The 22,447-nt window shown below is 41.4% G+C and carries 12 protein-coding genes and 2 rRNA genes; 4 read left to right on the top strand and 10 right to left on the bottom strand.

Annotated features, from left to right (window positions below):
* Positions 1-155 precede the first annotated feature (155 nt).
* The 3 genes from SNE_RS02490 to htpG all read left to right on the top strand — a co-directional run bounded on the left by SNE_RS02490 (position 156) and on the right by htpG (position 6,046).
* Positions 156-3,800 carry a hypothetical protein gene (locus SNE_RS02490; protein WP_013942736.1) on the top strand — a complete coding sequence of 1,215 codons (3,645 nt, stop codon included), beginning with the start codon at positions 156-158 and terminating at the stop codon, positions 3,798-3,800.
* Positions 3,801-3,950: 150 nt separating this feature from the next.
* A complete protein-coding gene (locus SNE_RS13035; protein ID WP_013942735.1) occupies positions 3,951-4,154 on the top strand; it encodes a hypothetical protein in 204 nt (67 codons plus the stop codon).
* 56 nt (positions 4,155-4,210) lie between these two features.
* Entirely contained in the window at positions 4,211-6,046 is a 1,836-nt protein-coding gene (htpG, locus tag SNE_RS02485) for a molecular chaperone HtpG (protein WP_013942734.1), read from the top strand.
* On the opposite strand, the gene SNE_RS02480 is transcribed toward htpG, so the two are convergent.
* Entirely contained in the window at positions 5,991-6,863 is an 873-nt protein-coding gene (locus SNE_RS02480; protein WP_041418710.1) for a mechanosensitive ion channel family protein, read from the bottom strand. The genes htpG and SNE_RS02480 overlap by 56 nt on opposite strands.
* A gap of 193 nt (positions 6,864-7,056) precedes the next feature.
* On the opposite strand from SNE_RS02480, the gene SNE_RS02475 reads away from it, so the two are divergent.
* Complete coding sequence (locus tag SNE_RS02475) at positions 7,057-11,808, top strand: hypothetical protein (protein WP_013942732.1); 4,752 nt, start codon at positions 7,057-7,059, stop codon at positions 11,806-11,808.
* Between the two features lie 20 nt (positions 11,809-11,828).
* Here the strand turns inward: SNE_RS02475 and yajC are convergent, their stop codons facing one another.
* The 9 genes from yajC to SNE_RS02430 all read right to left on the bottom strand — a co-directional run bounded on the left by yajC (position 11,829) and on the right by SNE_RS02430 (position 22,229).
* Positions 11,829-12,227 (bottom strand): preprotein translocase subunit YajC, encoded by a 399-nt coding sequence (gene yajC / locus SNE_RS02470; RefSeq protein WP_013942731.1) that lies wholly within the window; start codon positions 12,225-12,227, stop codon positions 11,829-11,831.
* Positions 12,228-12,284: 57 nt separating this feature from the next.
* Positions 12,285-13,667, bottom strand: a complete 1,383-nt coding sequence (gene rlmD, locus SNE_RS02465) for a 23S rRNA (uracil(1939)-C(5))-methyltransferase RlmD (protein WP_013942730.1) — start codon at positions 13,665-13,667, stop codon at positions 12,285-12,287.
* Positions 13,668-13,706: 39 nt separating this feature from the next.
* Entirely contained in the window at positions 13,707-13,991 is a 285-nt protein-coding gene (locus SNE_RS02460; RefSeq protein ID WP_013942729.1) for a histone-like developmental protein, read from the bottom strand.
* A gap of 75 nt (positions 13,992-14,066) precedes the next feature.
* Positions 14,067-14,786 (bottom strand): ZIP family metal transporter, encoded by a 720-nt coding sequence (locus tag SNE_RS02455; RefSeq protein ID WP_013942728.1) that lies wholly within the window; start codon positions 14,784-14,786, stop codon positions 14,067-14,069.
* Positions 14,787-14,933: 147 nt separating this feature from the next.
* Positions 14,934-15,782, bottom strand: coding sequence for an aminotransferase class IV (locus tag SNE_RS02450; RefSeq protein WP_013942726.1), 849 nt, complete (start codon positions 15,780-15,782; stop codon positions 14,934-14,936).
* Positions 15,783-15,896: 114 nt separating this feature from the next.
* The gene (locus SNE_RS02445) at positions 15,897-16,961 is read right to left on the bottom strand and encodes a hypothetical protein (protein ID WP_013942725.1); all 1,065 of its coding nucleotides are present in this window, start codon (positions 16,959-16,961) and stop codon (positions 15,897-15,899) included.
* A gap of 55 nt (positions 16,962-17,016) precedes the next feature.
* Positions 17,017-18,366 (bottom strand): hypothetical protein, encoded by a 1,350-nt coding sequence (locus SNE_RS02440; RefSeq protein ID WP_013942724.1) that lies wholly within the window; start codon positions 18,364-18,366, stop codon positions 17,017-17,019.
* A gap of 65 nt (positions 18,367-18,431) precedes the next feature.
* Positions 18,432-18,546: ribosomal RNA gene (gene rrf, locus SNE_RS02435) — 5S ribosomal RNA — on the bottom strand.
* Positions 18,547-18,630: 84 nt separating this feature from the next.
* Positions 18,631-22,229 (bottom strand): 23S ribosomal RNA (locus SNE_RS02430).
* Between the last annotated feature and the right edge of the window lie 218 nt (positions 22,230-22,447).

Here is a 22,447-nt window from a genome sequence, read left to right as displayed (position 1 = left end):
GCTAGCTGATTGTGATAATTACTTCAGCTGGCTTTCCTTCAAGTCAATTACTATTAATTATTTAATTAAAAAATTTTATTATTATAAATAACATATAATAAAACTAAAAATGATATATATAAGCTAGTAGTATAAAGAGTTGAAGGGATGTTTGCATGAGCACAGATATTACTCATTCTAAGCAATTTATTCAGTTTATCAAATACAATACCGATGAAAATAACATAGCTGAATTTGAAAATGCTGATAAAATAAGAGCAAACATCTCAAAAATGGCTCAAAGCGTGATCAGTTACTTAGGGGATAAAAGCAATCCGTCCCTAGAGAATATTCCTGAATTTGCTGAAAAATTAAGCATTGTTAATGAGCAGTTTAAAGCGCATGGAGATGGAACCCCCTTTGCAACATCACTTACTGCAATCAATATTTTACTTGGCCTCAGACAGAATCTTTCAGAAGGCAACCAAGAGATTATAAATCGTCCCTTCTTTAAGCAATTGGATAAACTCCTTGCTCAAGAACCCATTGAAAATGAAATAACTGTTGTAACGAATCTCCATCTCTTTCTGGAAAATTGTTTGATTCCTTCTGTAATGAGGGCGCAGTCTAAGGCTGAGCTTAATGCTTTAGAACCGGTTATGAAAAAGTGCTTTGTCTTAGGGAAACGCCTAGCAGGCGTCGATCCAGAGGGTAAATTACTTAAACTGAAGGAAGAATCCATCCAGAAATATAACTCTAAGGCGATCATTTTTGACCCAAGGTATCAGATATTAATTGGATATGATAAAGGAATTATTGGAAGTCTTGAAAGCGAAGAGTCAAGAATTGAACTTGTCAAAAATTTAACGGGCTTTTTTGCAAACTTTCCTCGGTCAAATATCACCGAAGTGGTTCCTAAATCAGAACAGGCAGCGCTTTATGATGCTATATTGATGATTCAAGATGAACTTGAAGAATATGGAGATGGAGCAAGACTTGAGCCTGTAAGAAATCAGCTTGGGCTAGCAGTAGGTAGTTTTGATGGCATTAGAAGTGGTTTCCCAGTTGAGCTCCGTCAACTTGCAGAAGGAGAAATTGAAGGGTCTCATAAGCCCATTTTAAAAAAATTAGTTGCATTTGAGAAAAAAGTCTTAATTCCTGCTTTGGCAAAGGTATCAACATCAGAAGAATTATTTCGCTTAGAGCCTTTAGTTGACCAGTGTATTGCTTTGAAATCAAAAATTGAAGGAATCGATGCAAAGGGTAAATTGCAAGCTTCGCACCAAGATCTCATCAACCAATGGAATGCAAAAAATTATCAAACATCGCGAATACATCGCTTCTTGGTTTCTTACAAAAGTGGAGATCTGCCTGGGATTGATAAAGAAGAGAGAAGAGAAAATATTACTTCATCGATACAAAGTCATATCGATAGGATTTGCCCAGAACTCAATCATGAAACTTTTACAACTGTAGAAAAAAGGGATTTATATCAGGCTCTTCTTGATATACAAGGTGAGTTTGAAAAATATGGAGATGGGCAAAGACTTGAGCCTGTGATTGAAAAACTTGGAAAAGCTTTAGGGATTCCTGATGGAATTAGAGACGCTTTCCCCATCGAACTTGCGCAATCTTATCAGACACCTCTTGAACTTTCTCAAAAGCAACATTTTCTAAAGAAGCTTGTCGCATTCGAACATCGTATTCTTATGCCAGCCATAGTGCAAGCATCTACAGAAACACTAGAAATTTATAAGCCTCTATTGATTCAGTGCGCTAAGCTTCGAGAGCAATTAATAGATGTTGATGTAGAAGGTCTTTCGGCTGCGTCTCATCAAGAAGCAATAGCTCTTTATAGGGCAAAAGAACAGCAAGTCAAAAATGAGTACGATTTGCTTCGGACTTATACTTCTGGGAAGATTTCTGATCTAGATAAACCTTCAGGAAGAAAAGCAATTGAAGGACAGCTTTCTTCTTATCTTAATGATCTCATTCCTCATTTAGATCATTCGATTTTTTCTGAAGAAGATAAAAGAGCCATTTTGAAAGGGTTGCTCACCCTTCAACAAGATTTTAAGACTGATGGCAGGCATCTCGATCCAGTTATTCAAAAGTATAGAAAGGCTATTGGAATGCATGCACAGGCTCCAAAAGAGTCTATGCCTCACAGTCGATCCAAAGAGAAATCTCAAGAAATTGATACTGAGAAGGTAAGAAGCACTCGTAGCATGTGGGAGAAAAAATCCTCATCAGAATCAACGACCGGTCCGGCTGCACATAAAACAAAAGAACGTAGCGAAGAAACACCAGAAGCAAAGCTTATTCGCTATACCGCAAACATCAAGAAGAGTATTGCATCTCTTGATTTAGATAGCCCCATGCTTAAGGAAAATATTGATGAAATCCGACGACAAATCACTTTTATTAGGAAGCTACCTGGTTCTAGTCCTTCGAAACTTGAGCATTTAGAACAAGCCCTGAACTTGTTAATCAATCCAGATGAAATTTCAATTTCTAAAGAAGAATATCGTTTGATAACGCTTTTGGGAGCTAAACATGGATGTCCTGATGTTAAAGAATATCAAGGGTTAGAAAGAGCGTCCGTTAGAGATGCTCAATCCAGTATTCTTGGCCAACTCAAAGGAGACTTTGACAGTCTAAATAGACTTGAGTTGAAAGCGGAACGTTCCTTTAGAGGCGTCAAAGAAAGAACTGTTCAATATCGCTTTGAACGTTTTAGAGATGCCCATACATTCACGCCTCCTTTGAACCAAAATTTTGCAACTCATTTTCCTGCTATTCTGAACGCCTTTACGATTTACACGCAACGAATCGCAACCGAAGGTTTGATGATCAAATGGGATCAAATTAAATCTGTAAGAGATAAGGAAACAGGTGGGAGATTTTCTAAACTCATAGAAAAATTCTACTCTCATATAGATCCAAGCAAGCAGATTCCCAATTACACAACTGAGCTTCAGCAATCTTTTGTAACTGATTTAAACTTATCTCAAATTGATAGAATGAATGAACGTGAGCTTACTCCATATTTAGTGGAAAAAATGGAGAGCTTTATCGAGGTTCCTGGGAAGTGGTTAGGAGGATTTTATACAAGTACATATGGTGGACAGCATGATTGGCTTGTTAGAAATATTGATCGTATTATACGCCCTTATAACCAGGGAGACGAACCAAATACCAATTTAGGAGGAGGTGTTTGCTATAACAACTCACTCCAAGTCCAACGAAGTTTTCTTGATGGACCTGTTAGTTCAAAGACTCTACTACTCGGAAGTAATGAAACAACAAGATACCACCAGTCACGTATTCAATCAGAATACGAAGAATTGAGTAAGATTAGAGAAAATTATAGCACTGCTTACAAAAAGTATGAGAAGGGAGACCTTTCTGAAGCAGAGATCACAGAATTACATAAAAAATTGGTTCAAGCAGAGGAGCAATACAAAAAGGTCGAAGCAGCGCTTCCAAGTGCATATAGGCTCAAATTGCATGGAAAATATCCTTTGTCAAATCCACCTTCAGGAACGAGTGTACAAGATCATTTGTCAAATACAATAGAGGAATGGAGCGCTATAGGTCACAAACAGATCGTGTTGGTCCTGCGTAAACCTTCTGGTGAAGGACATGCTGTTAATGTTCAATTTGATGCAGAGAAAGGTTCTTATCGATTGAGAGATGATAATAAAGGTATTATTGAATTTGAAGACATGCCAACAATGAAAAGAGAACTTTCAGCTTACTTCAGAGTTTTCTACCCAGAATTTGATAAATTTACTTTCGAATCCTACACAAGGGCGTGAGGTTCTAGTGCAAGCGCTTAATACCCTCGAGTCCTAAAAAACGGCAAGGTTTGAAAATTGTTACCTTCCTTCTATCTCACAATCTTTTCTTTATAACTTGTTTACGAATAACTATTATCAAATGTCGCATTCGTAAATGGGCCACTCTTTATGGATACTACACAAGAACAATGGGGAAGCTATTTTCCCAACCTATTTGGTTGTTCCCCTTTTACCATTATTTTCCTAAAGACCGCCGTCTCCGCTGCAGCCCCAGCTTTGATCCATATGGCTCGTTTATCTTCGAAGATCGAGTCTTTTGGATTGGACGTAGCTGGGACAAGGCAAGCGATCAAGCCCTCATGGATTTCCTAGAAAATAGATAAATGGTATGATTGACCCTTTATCAAGATTAAAAAAGGGCCCCCTTCATGAGTCAAAAAAAGTTGCAAATCCATAGCGAAAATATCTTACCGATCATCAAAAAATGGCTTTACACCGACAAAGATATCTTTTTGCGCGAACTCGTCTCTAATGCTTGCGATGCAATCAGTAAAACGAAAATCTTACGTGACCAAGGAAAGACAAGCGCAGTAGACGAAGAGTTTCGCATTGACCTCACTCTTGATAAAGAAGCCAAAACCCTAACAATTGCTGATACGGGAATTGGGATGACAGCAGGTGAGGTGGAAAAATACATTGCCCAACTTGCCTTTTCAGGAGCAGAAGAGTTTGTTGAAAAGTACCAGTCAGACGAAGAAAGTTCTCAAATCATTGGCCATTTTGGACTCGGGTTTTACTCCGCTTTCATGGTCAGTGATAAAGTTGACATCGACACCCTGTCCTATGAAAACGAAGCCAAGCCGGCATTTTGGACTTGCGATGGCTCCCCTGAATACACACTTGAAGAAGGAAAACGGGAGAGTCGAGGAACCACGATTACTCTCCATCTAACCCAAGATGCTGAAGAGTTTCTTGATGAAAAACGGGTCCGCGATATCTTGTTGAAGCATTGTCGCTTTCTCCCTTACCCCATCTATCTGAGCGAAAAGCAGATCAATGATAAAGAACCTCTGTGGATTAAGCCTGTTTCAGAATGCACCGATCAAGACTATATCGACTTTTACCACATGCTATATCCTTTCGAACCCGACCCGATTTTTTGGATTCATCTCAATGTCGACTACCCTTTCCACCTACAAGGGATTCTCTATTTTCCTAAACTCAGCAAACGGTTTGATCACGAACAATCCTCCATCCACCTTTACTGCAACCGAGTGTTCGTCTCAGACAGCTGCAAAGAGGTGATTCCCGAACACTTTAGTATTTTGCGTGGAGTTGTTGACAGCCCTGATATCCCCCTCAACGTCTCGCGCAGTAACTTGCAAACTGATCGCACTGTTCGTCAATTAAGCAGCCACATTTCCAAAAAAGTGGCTGATAAGCTTGTCTCTCTTTACCAAACAAATCGTGAGGGGTTCATTGCCCGTTGGCCCGACATTGAACTCATTGTCAAACTTGGCATTTTGCGCGATGAAAAGTTCTACGAAAAAATTAAGTCCTGCCTCATTTGGAAAACTTCAGAAGATACTTGGACCACTGTCGAAGAGTACCTTGAGCGCAACAAAGAAAAAGGAGAAAACAAAGTCTTTTACCATCAGGACGACAAACACCTCTCTCACTTTTTCGACATGTACAAAGAAAAAGGGCTCGAAATTCTCTACGCTCCCTCCCATTTAGATACGCCACTCATGAGCTTCTTAGAAGACAAAATGACAGCGGTGAAATTCCAACGACTCGATGGCGCCCTAGAAGACGTCATTCTCGACAAAGGGCGGGAAAAAAATGTACTCGACGCAGAAGGAAAAACAGAATCGGCAAAAATCGCAGACTTTTTCCGCTCCAAGCTTGATAAAAGTTTAGTCGAAGTAGAAGCTAAAAGTCTGGCGAGCGACTCTGTTCCTGCTTTCATTGTAATCCATGAAGGTAGCCGGCGCATGCGAGATTATCTCTCGCTTTCAGGGCAAGATATTCCAAGCGGTATTGGGGAAAAGCGAACTTTCGTCGTCAATACAAATAGTCAACTCGTTCAATCGGTGACAAAACTTGGGGATAAAGATCCCGAACTGGCAAAAGAATTGGTGCACCAACTTTATGAGCTATCGCTCCTCTCTCAAAAAGAGCTCGACCCCGCGACATTCCCCGAGTTTCTCAAACGTTCAAACGCGGTTCTTGAGAAGCTTTCAAAGCACGCAGTTGGGGGGTAGCCCGCTTTTCCAAGTAGCGGCTTAGAATCACTTGTTCAAGCCGCTCCTTAAGATGTGAAGGAGAGGCCATCCGCAAGTGTAATATGATTTGATCAGGCCCACTCATTTGCATGGTGACATAAGGTTCAGACGATGGCATTTCTAATCCAAGTCGCCGTTCAAACCCGCGGACACTGCGCTTTGCTTGCTCTAAAAAAGGCATCATTTCTTCTTGAGCCACTTGAAGCAAGAGTTTTTTTGCTTCTTGCCAATCCTCAGAAATTTTGACTGGCACTTCAATGTGAAGCAAATGGAAATTTTCCAAAAAGGATTCGTTATATACCGCTTCAATTAAAAAGAGATTGTTTGGGAAGGTAATCATACGACCTGTGTATTGGTGGTTTGCTGCCCCTTTTCCTACTTCTTGAACAGTCGTTGAAAGGAGAGTTGTTTCAATAACATCTCCTCGAATCATTCCAATTTGAATCCGATCTCCCACTTCAAACGACTTTCCACGAAACCGAACAAGTGATCCATTAAAACACATGCAAAGTTCTTTCACAGAAAAGACAATGGCAAAAGCAATGGCAAAAACCGAAACAGCAAACCCTTGAATTGTCTCTCCCCAAAGATAAATCACTCCCATAAGCACAATGACCGAAACTAAAATTCGACTCGTGCCGATCCACTTTAGCCTCTGCTGCGATGTCCAATTCCTTGGAGCGCGCCTAATGTAACGGGCTATTCCATAGCGGATCCCCATGAGCAAGACCACTAGGACAACTGTAGCGATAAATTTTGTCGTGAGAAATTGTTCCAAAAACAGATTTGAGTCCACACCAACCTCCAAAAGAGATCCATGCTACTCCTTCCCTCTTCAGAGTGCAATCCTTTTCTTTACAGCTAAGGGTCAATAAATGGACTGTTTTAAAATAATTTTTATTATATAAATTAAAATTTTCTTTATTATGTATTTGTTATTATTAATGTGTTATAATTAATGAATTATATGCATATTTGGGAATTAATAGATGACAATCATCAGCAGAGAACCAACTCTTCTGTCATCTGATATAGCCGTTGATTCTAAGCCACTTAAACTTCAAAGCATGAATCAAAGCGCCTATCAGAGCTACCACCGTAGCATCTCTCCGGATGTCGCTAAGCTGATGAAAACCAGTCATTTCCAAGAAAAAGTCCGAGAAGTCATTCCAAGGCGTGATTTTGCCCTTTCGACAAACGTCCAAGTCCGTGTGAAGGAAAATGGTACCGTCTTGATTCGAGAAAAAGACGGGGACGCATGGCTCAAAATTTACAATAAATCTGAAACCGAATCGCCAGAGCTAGACGAGCCCATTGACGAAATCGTCCGAAAGACCCGAGAGGCCTACAATGGTCTTTTCCCCCATTCCGAAGAAAAAGACACCAAGCCCCTCACTAGTGAAAGGATCTCAAGCTCATCTCCACCCTGCCATCACTGCTGTGGCCACCACCATTCTCCAGACAGCTTACAGTCACGCGATGAATTGATTCGCGACCTACGCGACGAAGTGCGTGAACTTCGACGTGAAATTGAGCGTCTAAAAGAAACCGACTCTCGCCCTCCAGTGACCAAAGTAGTCGAGCTTGAACATGGACTGCGCTCAACAAAAAGTCGCATCGAGACCCTGCCGAATATGGAACCCACTCTCCTTGCGCAAAATAAAGAGCTTCGTCGACAAAAAGGCGAAATCGACGATTTGCGCGAAGACCTCACTCAAGCAAACCAACATAAAGCTGCTCTCTTATTACTTCTCTCAGCAGCAAGTGAGTGCAACAAATCATTGCAAAGTCAATTGCAAACAACAGCCGAAGATTTAGGGATCACTGAAGAAACACTGGGAACAGTGATGGATGAGCTCGACAGGTTACAAAGAGAAAAAGGCGTCGTCGAAAACACACTCCAAGAGCGCACAGAACAGCTTAGCAAAATGCTGGCACTTTTTCTCGGAACAGCTGCTCTCTATCAACAATCTCAATTAAGAATCGCAAATCTTCAGGACAAGGCTTCACGATTAGGTGAAGACAATGAAGCACTTGAGCAAAACCTTGAAAAGCGGACAAAAGAGCTCCAGGGAGCAGTTCTTCTCCTAGCTCTTGCAAGCGGGCTGCATGAGCAGAATCAACATCAGCTGCAAACACTACGCGAACTTCATGGAAAGGTTTCAGAGGAAAGAAATAGCTTAGCCCATCAACTTGAGTTAGCTCAGCAAGAGGTTGAAAGGCTCTCAAAAGTTGAACTTCCCGAAGCACATGAAGCTAAGCAACGTTTGGAAAAGGAATTAAAAGAAGCAAAGCAGCAAGTTGAAGATCTTACCCCAAAACTCAAAGCAGAAACAGAAAAAGTTGCCGAACTAGAAGATCTCTTACACGGTAAAGATGAAGAATTGCAAATTGCTAAAGAAGCAACTCAAAGTATTCAACGAAAATTAGACGAAGCTCACGAGTCACACGCAAGAGAGCTTAAGGATCTCAGAGAAGAATTTGGATCTGCAAAGAAACAACTGACATCAGAGCACGAAGAACAAGTTCGAAAGCTAACATCTTCTCATGCTGAAGACCTCGAGCAAAAACTTCGTGACCAAAAGCTAAAATTTGATGAAGAGTCAAGACGCCTTACTGAGACATATCAAGAGAAAGAAAGAAAACTCACAGAGCAACATGGACTCCAAGTTCATCAGCTAGAAGAACAAGTTAAAGACCTCGGCTCAAAGCTTGAAGCTGCAACAAAACGTGCTGAAAAAGCCGAAAGGCTTCTCGAAGAGAAAGGATCAGAGCTCAGCTTAGCTAGAAAAGACTTTGAAAAGCAATTACGTCTTAAAGATGAAGAAGTTCGCTTAGCAAAAGAAGCAACTCAAGATGTTCAACGAAAATTAGACGAAGCTCATGAGTCACACGAAAGAAACCTAGAGCAAGTCAGAGAAGAATTTGAATCTGCAAAGAAACGACTGATATCGGAGAACGAAGAACAAGTTCGAAAGCTAACATCCTCTCATGTTGAAGACCTCGAGCAAAAACTTCGTGACCAAAAGCAAAAATTTGATGAAGAGTCAAGACGCCTTACTGAGACATATCAAGAGAAAGAAAGAAAACTCACAGAGCAACATGGACTCCAAGTTCATCAGCTAGAAGAACAAGTTAAAGACCTCGGCTCAAAACTTGAAGCTGCAACAAAACGTGCTGAAGAAGCTGAAAGACTACTTAAGGAGAAGGGATCAGAGCTCAGCTTAGCTAGAAAAGACTTTGAAGAGCAATTACGTCTTAAAAGTGAAGAAGTTCGCTTAGCAAAAGTAGCAACTGAAGATGTTCAACAGGAATTAGAGAAGGCTCACGAGACTCACAAAAGAGAACTAGAACGACTTAGAGAAGCCTTTACTTCGGATAAAAGAGAACTGTCACGACGAGAAGAAGAACTCACTCAGCGCTATGACCTTCAAGTTCGTGAACTTGAAACAAAACTTCAAAAGCAAAAAGAATCTTTTGAACAGGCTTTTACTAAGCTTGACGAAAGTTACCGAAGATCTGAAGCACACCTTAAGGAAGAATTCGGGCTCGCACTCCGAGCTTTGGGGGTTGAGAAAAAAGATGCCGAAGCTAGAGCTGAAGAATTACAAGAAAGAGTTAAAGAGCTAGAAGAGATTCTAAGAGAGGCTCATGACAAAGTTTCAAAGTTACCCATTTCTATTGCAGAAGATAGCGACCCATCTTCCTTCCCTGGAAAATACATTGTCGGAAAAATCAAGGATCTCTTGGATGAAAATCAGCGCCTTAATTTGGAGATGAGCGAGTTAAAAAAGGAGCAACTCCAAGTTCGAGAAAGTCACGGAATCGAACTTAAAGAACTAGATGAAAAACATCGACAGGAACTCAAGAAGCTCGCTAAAGAACATCAAAGCAAAATCCAAGCAATCCAATCCGAAATCGAAGGATACACCTCAGAAATCGACCGCTTGCGCAAAAAGGTGAGTGGACTCATCTCAGCACAATTACATGATAAACAAAAGATTAAACAATTAGAAGACATCAATCACGAGCTTCGAGAAGAACTCTTTAAAACGGATCAACGTGACATATCCCAAAAAAGCACCATCGATACTTTAAAATCAAAAATCTCAAGAATTGAGAAAGAGTCTACAGAAAAAGACCAAGCTCTCGAAGAAGCTAATTCAGATATCTTGAAAAGACGAGCTGAAATTGAAGAATTAAAGCGATCAATGAAGCAACGTGATAAAGAGATTCAAGAGGCAGGTGAAGAGCTTTCGGGAATGACAGAAGATCGCGATTACCTTCAAGGTGAATTGCTTAAAGAAAAAAAGAAAGTTCGTCTTGCTGAAGAAATGCTCCTTTCAACTGAAGAAAGGGCCTCTCGACTTGAGCAAGAACTTAATGAAAAGAAACAAGCATACGATAGACTCAAAGAAGAAACTGAAATCGCTCTCGCTAATATGGAACGCGAAGCAAGAAAAAGTAGCTCAGAATATGAGAACCATATTTTGGAGCTTACAAGCGCTCTAAAAGAAAAATCGCAAAAAGTCTTAGAGCTTGAAGAAGAAAACCGCATTTTACGCGAAAGAGTTGAAACGCAAGACAAAGAGCTTGAGGAGCTACAGAAAGAAGTCAAACTTTTGCGCAAAGAAAATCGCGAACTCTGGAGCATTCTAGAGCGCCTCGCAACCATTCTCAACGTCACATTTAATCGAGACAATTTAAAAACAACTGGGCAATCAATCTTAGAAGGGATCAAAACCTCCGCGTTTGCAAAGGGAGCTCTTGGAGAAATTGCAGCTCAGATCGGATTAAACGAAAACGCTGAGATGCCTGCAATTCACAAGCGTCTTGAAGAATTGATTCAAATCGAAGGGCAATTTGATCTACTTCATAAAGAAAAACAACGTGCATTGGAAGAACTAGAGGCAATCTCAAGAAGTATTGAAGTTACAAAGCCTTTATGTGATATGAGCGTAAGTGCAAGCTCTTCAGAACTATCTGGGATTCAGCAAGCCTTTCAAGAAATCACGTCTGCAATTATGCATCTTACTCATGGACTTGGAAAAGAACAGGTTTATTTAAGTGGATTAAATTCACAACAAGAAGAAGTTTTGCGCTATAATAGAAACGCTATACTTAATCCTAATAGCATTCTTCATTTAGAGAAACAAGTCACCTCGATTGTTTCAAAAGCTAAAGGTAAAGCCGAGAGTTCAAACCATAAAGGGTTCAATGCCATCATCTATGATAAGAATAATCTGCTCGATTTCATCGATCGGATTCATGGCTTTTTCGAAAAAAACAACAAACATTTCCGAAAAATTGATGCTTATCAAACTCAATTAAAAGCATTAATTGAAAGAGCCAAGTCGATTAGCGAGCAAGGCCTTACCATGAAAACAAGCGACCTTCGAGAATTGCAAGCAACGATCAAATCGATCCATGCGCTAAAGAAAGAACGACAAGTGTTAATTCAAAGCTTGGTGATTGCACTCATCGATGCGATTAGGTTTGATTCAATCGCAACAAAAAACCGTTATACAGGTCAACTTGCGACTGGATCTGGATTTCCAATGTTTGGAAAAGATCTTATGGCCTATTTCCAAGCTTTTCAAAAACTTGATCCTAGCTATTACATAGATGGCAAACCCACAAACCCTCTTATTGACGATTGCCATAAAGCTGAAGAATTTCGAATGCTCGTAACCTCTCTTCAAGGAAGTTTAGGGGCCCTTTTCGCAAAAATTACGATTTAGCCCCGTCAAAAGAAATTCTCTTAAGAATCTGCTCCATTTGTTTCAGCAGAAGAGATATCAACTTTTTTGTCTTCAGTCCCAGCAGGCTGCACGTCAGAAATGGCCCCTTTAATGACTTCGATCTTAGCTCCATCTACCATCTTTAAGATGATCGTATCTGTTTTGATTTGAGCCACAGTTCCAACGATTCCCATTGCAGTCACGCGATCGCCTTTGGAAAGATTCGTGCGGAGGTCGTTCATTTTCTTACGTCTTTTTTGCTCTGGGCGCCAAAGAATGAGGTAAAAGAAAACAAGTGCAATACCAATCATCATGAGCGTTTGATACATGCTTTGTCCACGCGCAGGTGCCGCTGCTTCATCTGCAAAGAGCGATGCTGACGCAAGAATGGGAAGTAAAAAGAGTAAACCTTTTTTCATGGGATTCCTTCGTTAAAAATTTTCTAAAACTTTTTTCTATTATATCTAAAGGATTGGTTATTTTTCTAGAACACAAATGTTTTCTATATGGGGGGTATGAGGAAATTGATCGACAGGCTGAATATGGGTCAATTTGTACCCACATTTGGTCAATTCAAAAATATTTTCACTTTGAGTTGTGGGGTTACATGAAACATATAGAATTTTTTGAGGAGAGAGGCGCAAGATGTTTTCAAGCGCTTTTGCATCAAGGCCGGTCCGAGGAGGATCTACAATAGCTAAATCGGCAGTGAGCTGAAACTCGGATAACACCTCACCTACATCGCCTCGAATCATCTTCATATTTGAAAGGCTATTTTGCTCGATATTCGTTTCTGCATCGCAAACCGCATAAGCGCACAGTTCAATCCCCAAGACTTTTTTAACATAGGGGGCAAAGACCATCCCTAAAGAACCAGAACCGGCGTAGAGATCATAAACACGCATGGAAGAGTCAGGGCTTGCCAAATCTAATGCTCTTGCAAAAAGCTTTTCTGCTTGAAAGGTGTTAGGTTGAAAAAAAGAAGCGGGGCTGATGTGAAACTTAAGGGTTTGATCTTTGATTTGAAGTTCTTCTTTCAATCCATCCGGACCGTGAAGATGCATTTCATAAAAAGCTGTAGGGCGCCCTTTTTCAGCTTTGTGAATACGCAAATAAATGCTCGGATTTTCTCCAGGAAGAGCCTCAAGCATGGCTTGTTTGAATGAGTCTAAATCAGACTGCTTCACAAAGTACTCGTGGTCTCCTGATACTGTGAGAAAAATCATCTTTCCCCCTGTCCTTTTGCCTTCTCGCAGTGTTAAGGTGCGAAGAGAGCCAGTTCCAGAAGGGGGATGAAAAGCTTTTAAGCTACGCGATTCCCACCAATTAATGGTTTCATGCCGTATTGTTGTAAACCAGGGAGATGTAAGGTGGCATTCTTTCATTGTCAAAACTTTTCCACGGCTGCGGGTCATGATGAGCCCCAAAAACTTTTCGCCGTCTTTATTCTCAGAAAACGTGAATTCCATTTTATTGCGGTATTGCCAGGGTTCTTCGCAAGGAACGATTGGGTGAAAGATTGCACTTGCGACATAAGGAGCAAAGAGTTTACGCACTTTATCTTCTTTTTGCTGAAGCTGGGCTGTGTATTTAAGTCCTTGCCAGCTGCAACCGCCACAAGATCCGGCATGGACGCATCGGGGCTCTGTCCGATCGCTTGAGGGTTGAAGAAGTTTGAGAAGTGTTCCTTGATAGGCCCCTTTTTTCCGTTTTCCAAGAGCAACCTCTAGCTTATCCCCAATAGCCGCTGAAACAACTTCTACTTTGACAGGAGGTTGACCTTCTTGTCTTTGAAGTAGGGCGAGGCCGTGCCCTTTCTTCGAATAGTCTGTAATGGTAAGATCAAATGTTTTTTTCAAATGGAATTGTACCTCCCAAGATCAGGAGGTACATGATATCTAATGCATGGTTTTCCGACGAGGGGTTTTCGCCTTCTTAGGAGCGGCCTTTTTGGCAACGGTTTTGTTTTTTTTCTGAGGGGTTTTCTTTTTCACCGTTTTCTTACCCCCTCTTTCTGCAATCATCGATTCCTTGCGATATAGTTTGGCTAACTTTGCAAATTTAATAGTTCCTGTACGCACCCGTTGTGAAGCAGCTTTGATTCCCCGCTCTGCTTTTTTAAGATCCCCTACCATCTCTTCAAGCATGGTGTGCATTTTTTTCACTGTATCTTTCAGCGCCATCGGACTTATATCCTCCGAAAATTAAGTCTCTCTTTTTCTCAATAAAAAACGTTTCGTTATTTACGCAATAAATTTCTATGAAAAGTTTTGAAATATAATAATGACTAGAAATCCCAAGAAAAAACTACCTGAAATCCAAAAGTTATCGTGAACTTTATGAGCTTCGGCAATCAGCTCTTCAATTCCTAAAAAGAGAAGTGCTGCCACGCCAAATGCAAGGGTTTCTGTCATCACTTGCGCAGGCATGTGAGAAATGATGGTACTCCCCAAAAGTGCTCCGATGGGAAGAAGGATTGTTGAGAGAATGATCAGGGCGTATTGATGCTTTTTATGCAATTCCGATTTTGTCAAACGGGAAGAAAGGGCAAGCACGAGAAAAAAAGCGCAAAAGCTCAACGAAATAGCAATGAGACCTCCTCCCGACATCCCAGCAAGAAAAGAAACTCCTATCAAAAGACCATCGAGAAAAAGATCGAGTGCAGAACCAATGATGAGTCCCGTAGGAAGTTTGGATGTCGATCCTTTTTTAGCCAAGAAATGGGCAAGCTCATGCACACCGAGCATGACAGCAGCTCCTAAAATAAACCCCACGCTGATCGAAACAGGAGAACCATGGCCTAAAATTTTCGGGAGAAGCTCTGTTGCAACAGCTCCGACAACAATCCCTGCCACAAAGTGTTGCAAACCACTCATGACTTTTTTGGAGAAAGTATAGACAGAGGCAAGTCCTCCACCAATTAATGCAACAATCATGGGAATCAGAGCAAAGGCTGTGATGATCAAAGGAGAAGTCATATCAACTCGAAGTGTTATACTGAAACAACTTCAAAAGTTGATTGTGATCAACGCGAAAGCTATCGAAATTCCAACTTTTCCAGTTATTTGAGTATAAATCCAGAACTCAGGTGACTAACTCTTCTCATACTATGGAAAAATAATATGTTAAAGAACTTTCTGGAATGGGGATTCAATTGACTTTGTGTATGCTGAAAAGCATTTCATCAAAGTGATAGTCAGAGGATGAAGGGGAAATGAAATGTCATCGACTTGGACAACAGGGACAACTTCTTTACTACTCGAAGTGATAAACGCGCCATCAAAGGTTTGGAGTTCATCGTAACCAATCGTGCGGACTTCAACAGAGATCCCCTGCTCTTCTAAAAGTTCAAGGATAACTTGTCTGGTGATTCCAAAGATAATTCCTTCTCCTGTTGTGACAACAGTCGACCCTTTAATCCCAAAAAAGTTTGCAGTTCCTGTTTCCAAGAGAGTCTTATTGTGGCTAAGAAATAGAACGTCGTGGGCTCCTTTTCTTTGTGCGCAACGAATTGCTACAATGGCAGGTAAATAGTGAATGCTTTTGCATGCAGGAAAAGGCCTTTCATAAATTTCTGTAACAAGACCCACTCCTTTCTCATACATCTCTTTAGGAAAAATTCGGACAGGATAGACCAATGCAAAAAAGGTGGGGCGATCTTCTGGAAGGTACTGATCGGTTGATTGTCCTCCAGTTAAGAAGATTTTAATGTTTGCTTCGGGATAAGGAGCTTTTTCGAGCAGTTGCTCGATCACATCTACAACTTCATTCATAGAAAGAGGCAGAGGGATTTCAATTTCTTTTGCAGAAGCCTCAAAACGTTTAAGATGATCCCAAAGGCGGAAAGGAAGTTTTTGATATGTCCGTAAAAAATCAAACACACCATACCCGCGCATGATACTGAGATCAAGCACTGATATTTTAGCTTCTTCAGCTGGTAGGATCTGACCATCAATGTAGACTAAACCTTTCATGAGCTTAGGATACAATAGGGAGAATTATTCTTCAAACTCAAGTGACGACTTACCTCAGATACAAGTCGAATGACTTGCAAAAAAAGAAACCCTATTCAAGTTTCAAATCAATGTCTAGAGTTCATCACCAAAGAAAAAACGGCCTTTAAAAAAGGCAACCATGAGAGTTGAAAAGAAGTAGAGGAATGAGCAGATGAAAATGGTACCGAGCAAAAGATACCGAAGGGGCATACAGCTTTCTTCTTTGATAGATGTGTTGGATAATTGTCGTCTAGGAGTAACGGGGCGGTGGATTGGGTCTATTGGAGTCGAGAGAAGCTCACAACTATCTTTTACATCTTCTAATGTTTCAACGTCAGGGTAACGTTGTAAAACATCCTCTGTGAATGCCCGCGGTTCTTGATAATGAGACGGTGAACACTCTCTTAGATATTCATTTAATTGATTTTTTAAGACGTCTAGGTCGTTTCTTAAATGAAGGTGGCGGACCCAGGCTTCTGTTTTTATCTCATTCAGCTCATGTCGAATGGTAGAAAGGACATTTTGTGCATACTGTGGGTCACATTTCATAAATCTTTCAATGATTCCCTCAGAAGGAGGCTGTTCCCATGGTGAAGTATCATTAGCAGCAAAATCGATTAAAAAAATAAGGTGGATTAAGGAAAAATCTCGACTATCACTATTCGAGCGTCGACGCATAATCGTGACCTCAGTCGAAGGACTTAACTGCTCTCGAGTCCAATCTATATCTCTATCGGGATAACGTAGTTTAATTTCCCATAAGGGGCATGTTGTGAGCTCTCTCACTGACTTGCTACACCATGGACACCTTGCGCCTTCCTTTTTAAATTTTTCAAGCTGGGAAAAGGAAATAACATGGATAGATTTAAAGAGTGCTGATGGAATCCTCCCCTCAGTAATAGATGGGAGGTCCTCTATATCATACCATTCTCTCACTTGTTCAAAATTAATCCTTCCATCAGGCTTTAAACAATGTGCGAAATGGTCAGTAAAAAAAAGGCTGGCAAGTTTATTAATTTTGACAAACTCTTCAAAACTCGCTCGTTGGCAGTCAGGAATATAAAATAAAGGCTCTGCTTTGTCGTAGGTATAGATGTCTGTCGGTGTCATGTCATGACTAAAGCTCACAGGGAATAACTGAGGAGAAACAACTGACATGGTTCAACTTAGACTAAATTTTGAAATGTATTGTATCATAGCCTTAAGAAGAAATCTACTCATGACTAAACTTTGAGCGGAAATAGGCAAATATTTGAAAGCCTATTTTGAAAATAAGCAGACATAATAGACATTTGAAAATGAAATACATAAAATGTTTGTCATTTTCAATAGTTGGGCTCTTATCAGAGACAGGCTTCTTTTCTTCTTCGCTAGAAGGAAAAAGGACGCGTCGCACAGGATCTTTTGGGTTTTCGATCTGAATAGGGTTTTTGAGTGAATGGTAGATGCGGTCTGCGTATTCTGAAGAGTAAAGTCTTTCAAGTCTTTCTCTTGCAAATGAATTCACGCGAGGCTGAAGAGGAATAATTTCATAATCGTGTTCATCTAGATCGACAGTAGAATATATGCGGCACTCTCTAGAATGTTGATCGTAACTAATTTCTTTTGTCTGGATGTGAGAAATCTTTAAAAATGCTGGAAAATCCATATTTTGAGCAGCAATTTGCTGGGCTCTGCGGACAAGATTTTCGTCACCCACAGAAGCAAGGGGAAAAACTTGTATTCCTACTTCTTCATCGTCAATATCAATTCCGGATATCACGTCTTTTAAAAAGTATTGGCTAGAGTAAAAACCGCCAGGATGGAGAGCTGAAATCGTACGCCTACCTGGGCGATAATGAGAGTAATCCCATCGAATACTAGGGATTTCTACTTCACGGACAACGCGAGAAAATCCAAAGTTAGTAAAATGTTGGTACTGCTCTTGGAAATATTTATTTGCGACATACTTAATTGCTTCAATATCTGGCTCATTTGCGTAAAGCAGTCCTATGAGAACATAATGGTGTTGACTCGTTGGAACTTTTCTCGGACCTGAAAAGTGCTCAAACGCAAATTGCCTAATCTCTTCAATCTCGTCAGGAACCATATCATTTGGGAATACTTTACTAGCGTTTTCATGGAATTGAGTCGATGCTTGCACTTGCTCTGTATGAGTTAAAAAATCACATTTTCTTATACTCTCTTTTCCATGAGAAATCATGATCTGTAAAGCAATCTCAATTTTCTGCTGACTTGAAAGGTTTGAGAATTGAATAAGTGATTTAAAAAAATCTTGAGCTGTAGAAGTTTCAAGTCTTATCGAGATAAATTCTAATTCATATGTGAAGAGGTAAATCAAAATATCATACTGATCATCAGGATCTAAGTCAGTAAAAAATCCTTGATTTGCCTTTATGTTATGATACAAGCTCAAGATCACCTGCTGCTTCTGATACTCATCAAGATCACTAAAAGAAGTGTCCTTAAGCCTTGTCAAGTCTGTTTGTATCTCACCCAAAACTCGTTCTGGAATTTCTGGAGAGAAATTTCTACTTGGTCTTGGGGTTTCATAAACTGACATTTTTCTCTACCTCCCTTACAAAAAAAAAGCCATCCTAAGGTTCCCCTCAGGATGGCGAAATGAAAACTTGGCGGCGACCTACTCTCCCGTACTCTAGTGCACAGTACCATCGGCGATGAAGAGCTTAACTTCTGAGTTCGGGATGGGATCAGGTGTTTCCTCTTCTCTACAGCCACCAAGAAAATTGAAAAGTCATCTGTTTCATAAACTGACTTGAAACAACGCTTGAGAAAGCACTCAATCATTTTTCAATGATGAAAAAAAAAGATTAAGCCAATGGACAGATTAGTACTGGTTAGCTCAATACATTGCTGTACTTACACACCCAGCCTATCAACCCTGTCGTCTTCAGGTTGTCTCATAGGGATACTTTATCTTGAAGGAGGCTTGGCGTTTAGATGCTTTCAACGCTTATCCTTTCCGAACATAGCTACCCGGCAATGCTCTTGGCAGAACAACCGGAACACCATTGGTTCGTCCACTTCGGTCCTCTCGTACTAGAAGCAGCTCTTCTCAAGTATCCTACGCCCACAGCAGATAGGGACCAAACTGTCTCACGACGTTCTGAACCCAACTCGCGTACCGCTTTAATTGGCGAACAGCCAAACCCTTGGGACCTTCTACAGCCCCAGGATGCGATGAGTCGACATCGAGGTGCCAAACCGCCACGTCGATATGAACTCTTGGTGGCGATAAGCCTGTTATCCCCGGAGTACCTTTTATCCGTTAAGCGACGGCGATTCCACTTTCCACCGCCGGATCACTAAGTCCTACTTTCGTACCTGCTCGACTCGTTGGTCTCGCAGTCAACTTGCCTTATACCTTTACGCTCTAATCGTGATTGCCAACCACGATGAGGCAAGCTTTGAACTCCTCCGTTACATTTTAGGAGGATACCGCCCCAGTCAAACTGCCCGTCTGACAATGTCCGAACCCCGGATTCACGGGGCTTCGTTAGATTTTCAACATGTCAAGGCCGGTATTTCAAGGATGGCTCCAGAAATCCTGACGAATCTCTTTCACAGCCTCCCGGCTATCCTACACATGACAAGTCAAAAGCCAATATCAGAGTACAGTAAAGGTTCACGGGGTCTTTCCGTCTAGCTGCGGGTAAACGGCATCTTCACCGCTACTACAATTTCACCGAGTCTCTCGTTGAGACAGCGCCCAGATCGTTACGCCATTCGTGCAGGTCGGAACTTACCCGACAAGGAATTTCGCTCGATTAGTCCCTTTTGTTTCCAAAAGAGTCGGACTCTATCTTAGTTTGAATTGAAGCCACTTGTCTGATGATGTTTTGAATTTCGTCAATTCCATCAGCGCTCATGTGCTCATTTCTTTGGATTTTCAAGAGTATTTTCCTAAACTTTTGAAACTCCACTCGCTTAAAAGTTTTAAGAGAGTGTTTTTCAAAAAAAGGAATGATCTTTGTTAAGAGATGTTTAGTTTCTTTTACGCGATAACACATCCTGTTTGAAGGGATCTTTCGAACCACTCCACATCCAAAATGCTTTTTTAACGCGAAAAGTACTTGTACATCTTGCTCGTTTTGAACAACGGTGAATTCAGTTTCAATTTCCTTCATTTTATTGAGAGAAACTTTAAAACATCCTTCTCCATCGACAAATCCAACTATCCATTGTGCATCTAAATGCATTTCAAACTCCAAACGTTTGGTCTCTGAGGATTCCAATTTAGCTCTTAGTTAACTTGTCTCACCAGGGACAAGTTTTACCTAAGAGTTTCAAGCAATTAGTCTTTCCTGCGGATCGCCCACATATCTTTAAGGATTTTTACTGCTTAGACTTATCTAAACGAGTACCTTAAAGCTTTTGAGGGTTTTCCCGCATATAGTTTGGTTTTACTAAGGCTAGCTATTAACCTTAGGACCGTTATAGTTACGGCCGCCATTCACCAGGGCTTATATTCAGCGCTTCGCCCCGAAGGGCTGACGCCTCCTGTTGACCTTTTGGCATTGGGCAGGCATCACACCATATACTTCCTCTTAGACGAGTTTGCATAGTGCTGTGTTTTTGTTAAACAGTCGCCTGGGCCATTTCTCTGCGGCCCCCCGATGCTTATCCGCAAGGGAATCACACCAAGGGGCTCCTCTTCTTCCGAAGTTACGAGGATAATTTGCCGAGTTCCTTAACGAGAGTTGTCTCGCGCGCCTGAGAATATTCATCATGCCTACCTGTGTCGGTTTTGGTACGGTCACCATCAACGGTTAGAGACTATTTCTTGGAAGCCTAGCGCTACACCATCGGTTCCCCCGAAGGTTCCCCTTGTCCCCTACCTGGCTTTCTCTCAGCGGATTTACCTGCTGAGCGGCCTCATAGAGAAACGAACATCCAATAGTTCGCGTGCTTAACATACTTCGTCGTCCCATCACCATAGTTTTAGGTGGCGCAGGAATATTTAACCTGCTTTCCATCGCCTACGCATTTCTGCCTCGGCTTAGGGGCCGGCTAACCCAGGGAAGACGAGCTTTACCCTGGAAACCTTAGGCTTTCGGCGAGGAAGATTCTCACTTCCTTTATCGTGTACTCATGCCATGCATCCTCACTAGTATGCGCTCCAACACTCCTTTCGGTATATCTTCACCGCACATACTACGCTCTCCTACCGCGCCATACAAATGTATGGCACCCGCGATTTCGGCTCTATGCTTAGTCCCGTTTATTATCGGCGCAAAATTTCTCGGTTGGTGAGCTGTTACGCACTCTTTAAATGGTGGCTGCCTCTAAGCCAACATTCCAACTGTCTGTGAAACTTCACATCCTTACTCACTTAGCATAGAATTAGGGGCCTTAATCGGCGATCTGGGCTGTTCCCCTTTTGACAATGAAGCTTATCCCCCACTGTCTATCTCCTGACTTAACTTTTAGTATTCGGAGTTTGGTTTCCTTTGGTAGGCCGGTAGGCCCCCTTGGGAATCCAGTGCTCTACCCCCAAAAGTCTGAAAGTCAAGGCTAACCCTAAAGTTATTTCGGAGAGAACAAGATATCTCCAAGTTTGATTGGCCTTTCACCCCTATCCACAACTCATCCAAGTATTTTTCAACATACACTAGTTCGGACCTTCACACGATGTTACTCGTGCTTCATCCTGGTCATGGATAGATCACTTGGTTTCGTGTCTAAATCATACGACTGTAAGCGCTATTAACGCTCGCTTTCACTCCGGCTCCGGAACGTATATTCCTTAACCTAGCCGTATAACTTAACTCGCTGGCTCATCATGCAAAAGGCACGCCATCAGCCATTTCCCTAAAAGGGATATAGGCCTCTGACCGCTTGTAAGCTACTGGTTTCAGATTCTATTTCACTCCCCTAACAGGGGTTCTTTTCACCTTTCCATCACTGTACTTGTGCACTATCGGTCATCGACGAGTATTTAGCCTTGGAGAGTGGTCTCCCCAGATTCAGACCGGGTTTCACGTGTCCGGCCCTACTCAGGTGCTAATCTCACTTAAGCTTTCTCTTTGCACACGGGGCTTTCACCCTGTATCGCTCACCTTCCCAGATGATTATGCTAAGTCCACTTAAGCTTTATGACTAGTCCTACAACCCCGAAAATAAATTTTCGGTTTGGGCTCTTCCCACTTCGCTCGCCGCTACTACGGGAATCTCAATTGATTTCTTTTCCTCTGCCTACTTAGATGTCTCAATTCAGCAGGTATTGCTTTCCAACCCTATGTATTCAGGTAGGAATAGTGGAGGACTAACTCCACTGGGTTCCCCCATTCGGAAATCTTCGGTTCAATGCTTCTATCCAGCTCCCCGAAGCTTATCGCAGGTACGCGCGTCCTTCATCGCCTGTCGATGCCAAGGCATCCACCAATAGCTCTTAATAGCTTAATCAATAATTTGTGATCGATATTCAACCGACTTTCCTCCCGTGAGCAAAGCTCACAGGAAAAATGCGATTGAATACCATTCACCATTGATTTGATAATGAGTACTTGTTTCTCAAGCGCTGATTCAAATCAGCTTTGCTAGATTTATTTACTATCTATGATAACTTGATAACTTTTCAATTTCTGTCAAGAAAACACATTTGCGCCATCTCGACAGCAAAA

Source organism: Simkania negevensis Z (assembly GCF_000237205.1).
GTDB lineage: Bacteria > Chlamydiota > Chlamydiia > Chlamydiales > Simkaniaceae > Simkania > Simkania negevensis.
The sequence above is the reverse complement of the archived record's forward strand: the minus strand, read 5'-3'. Positions and strand labels throughout refer to the sequence as shown.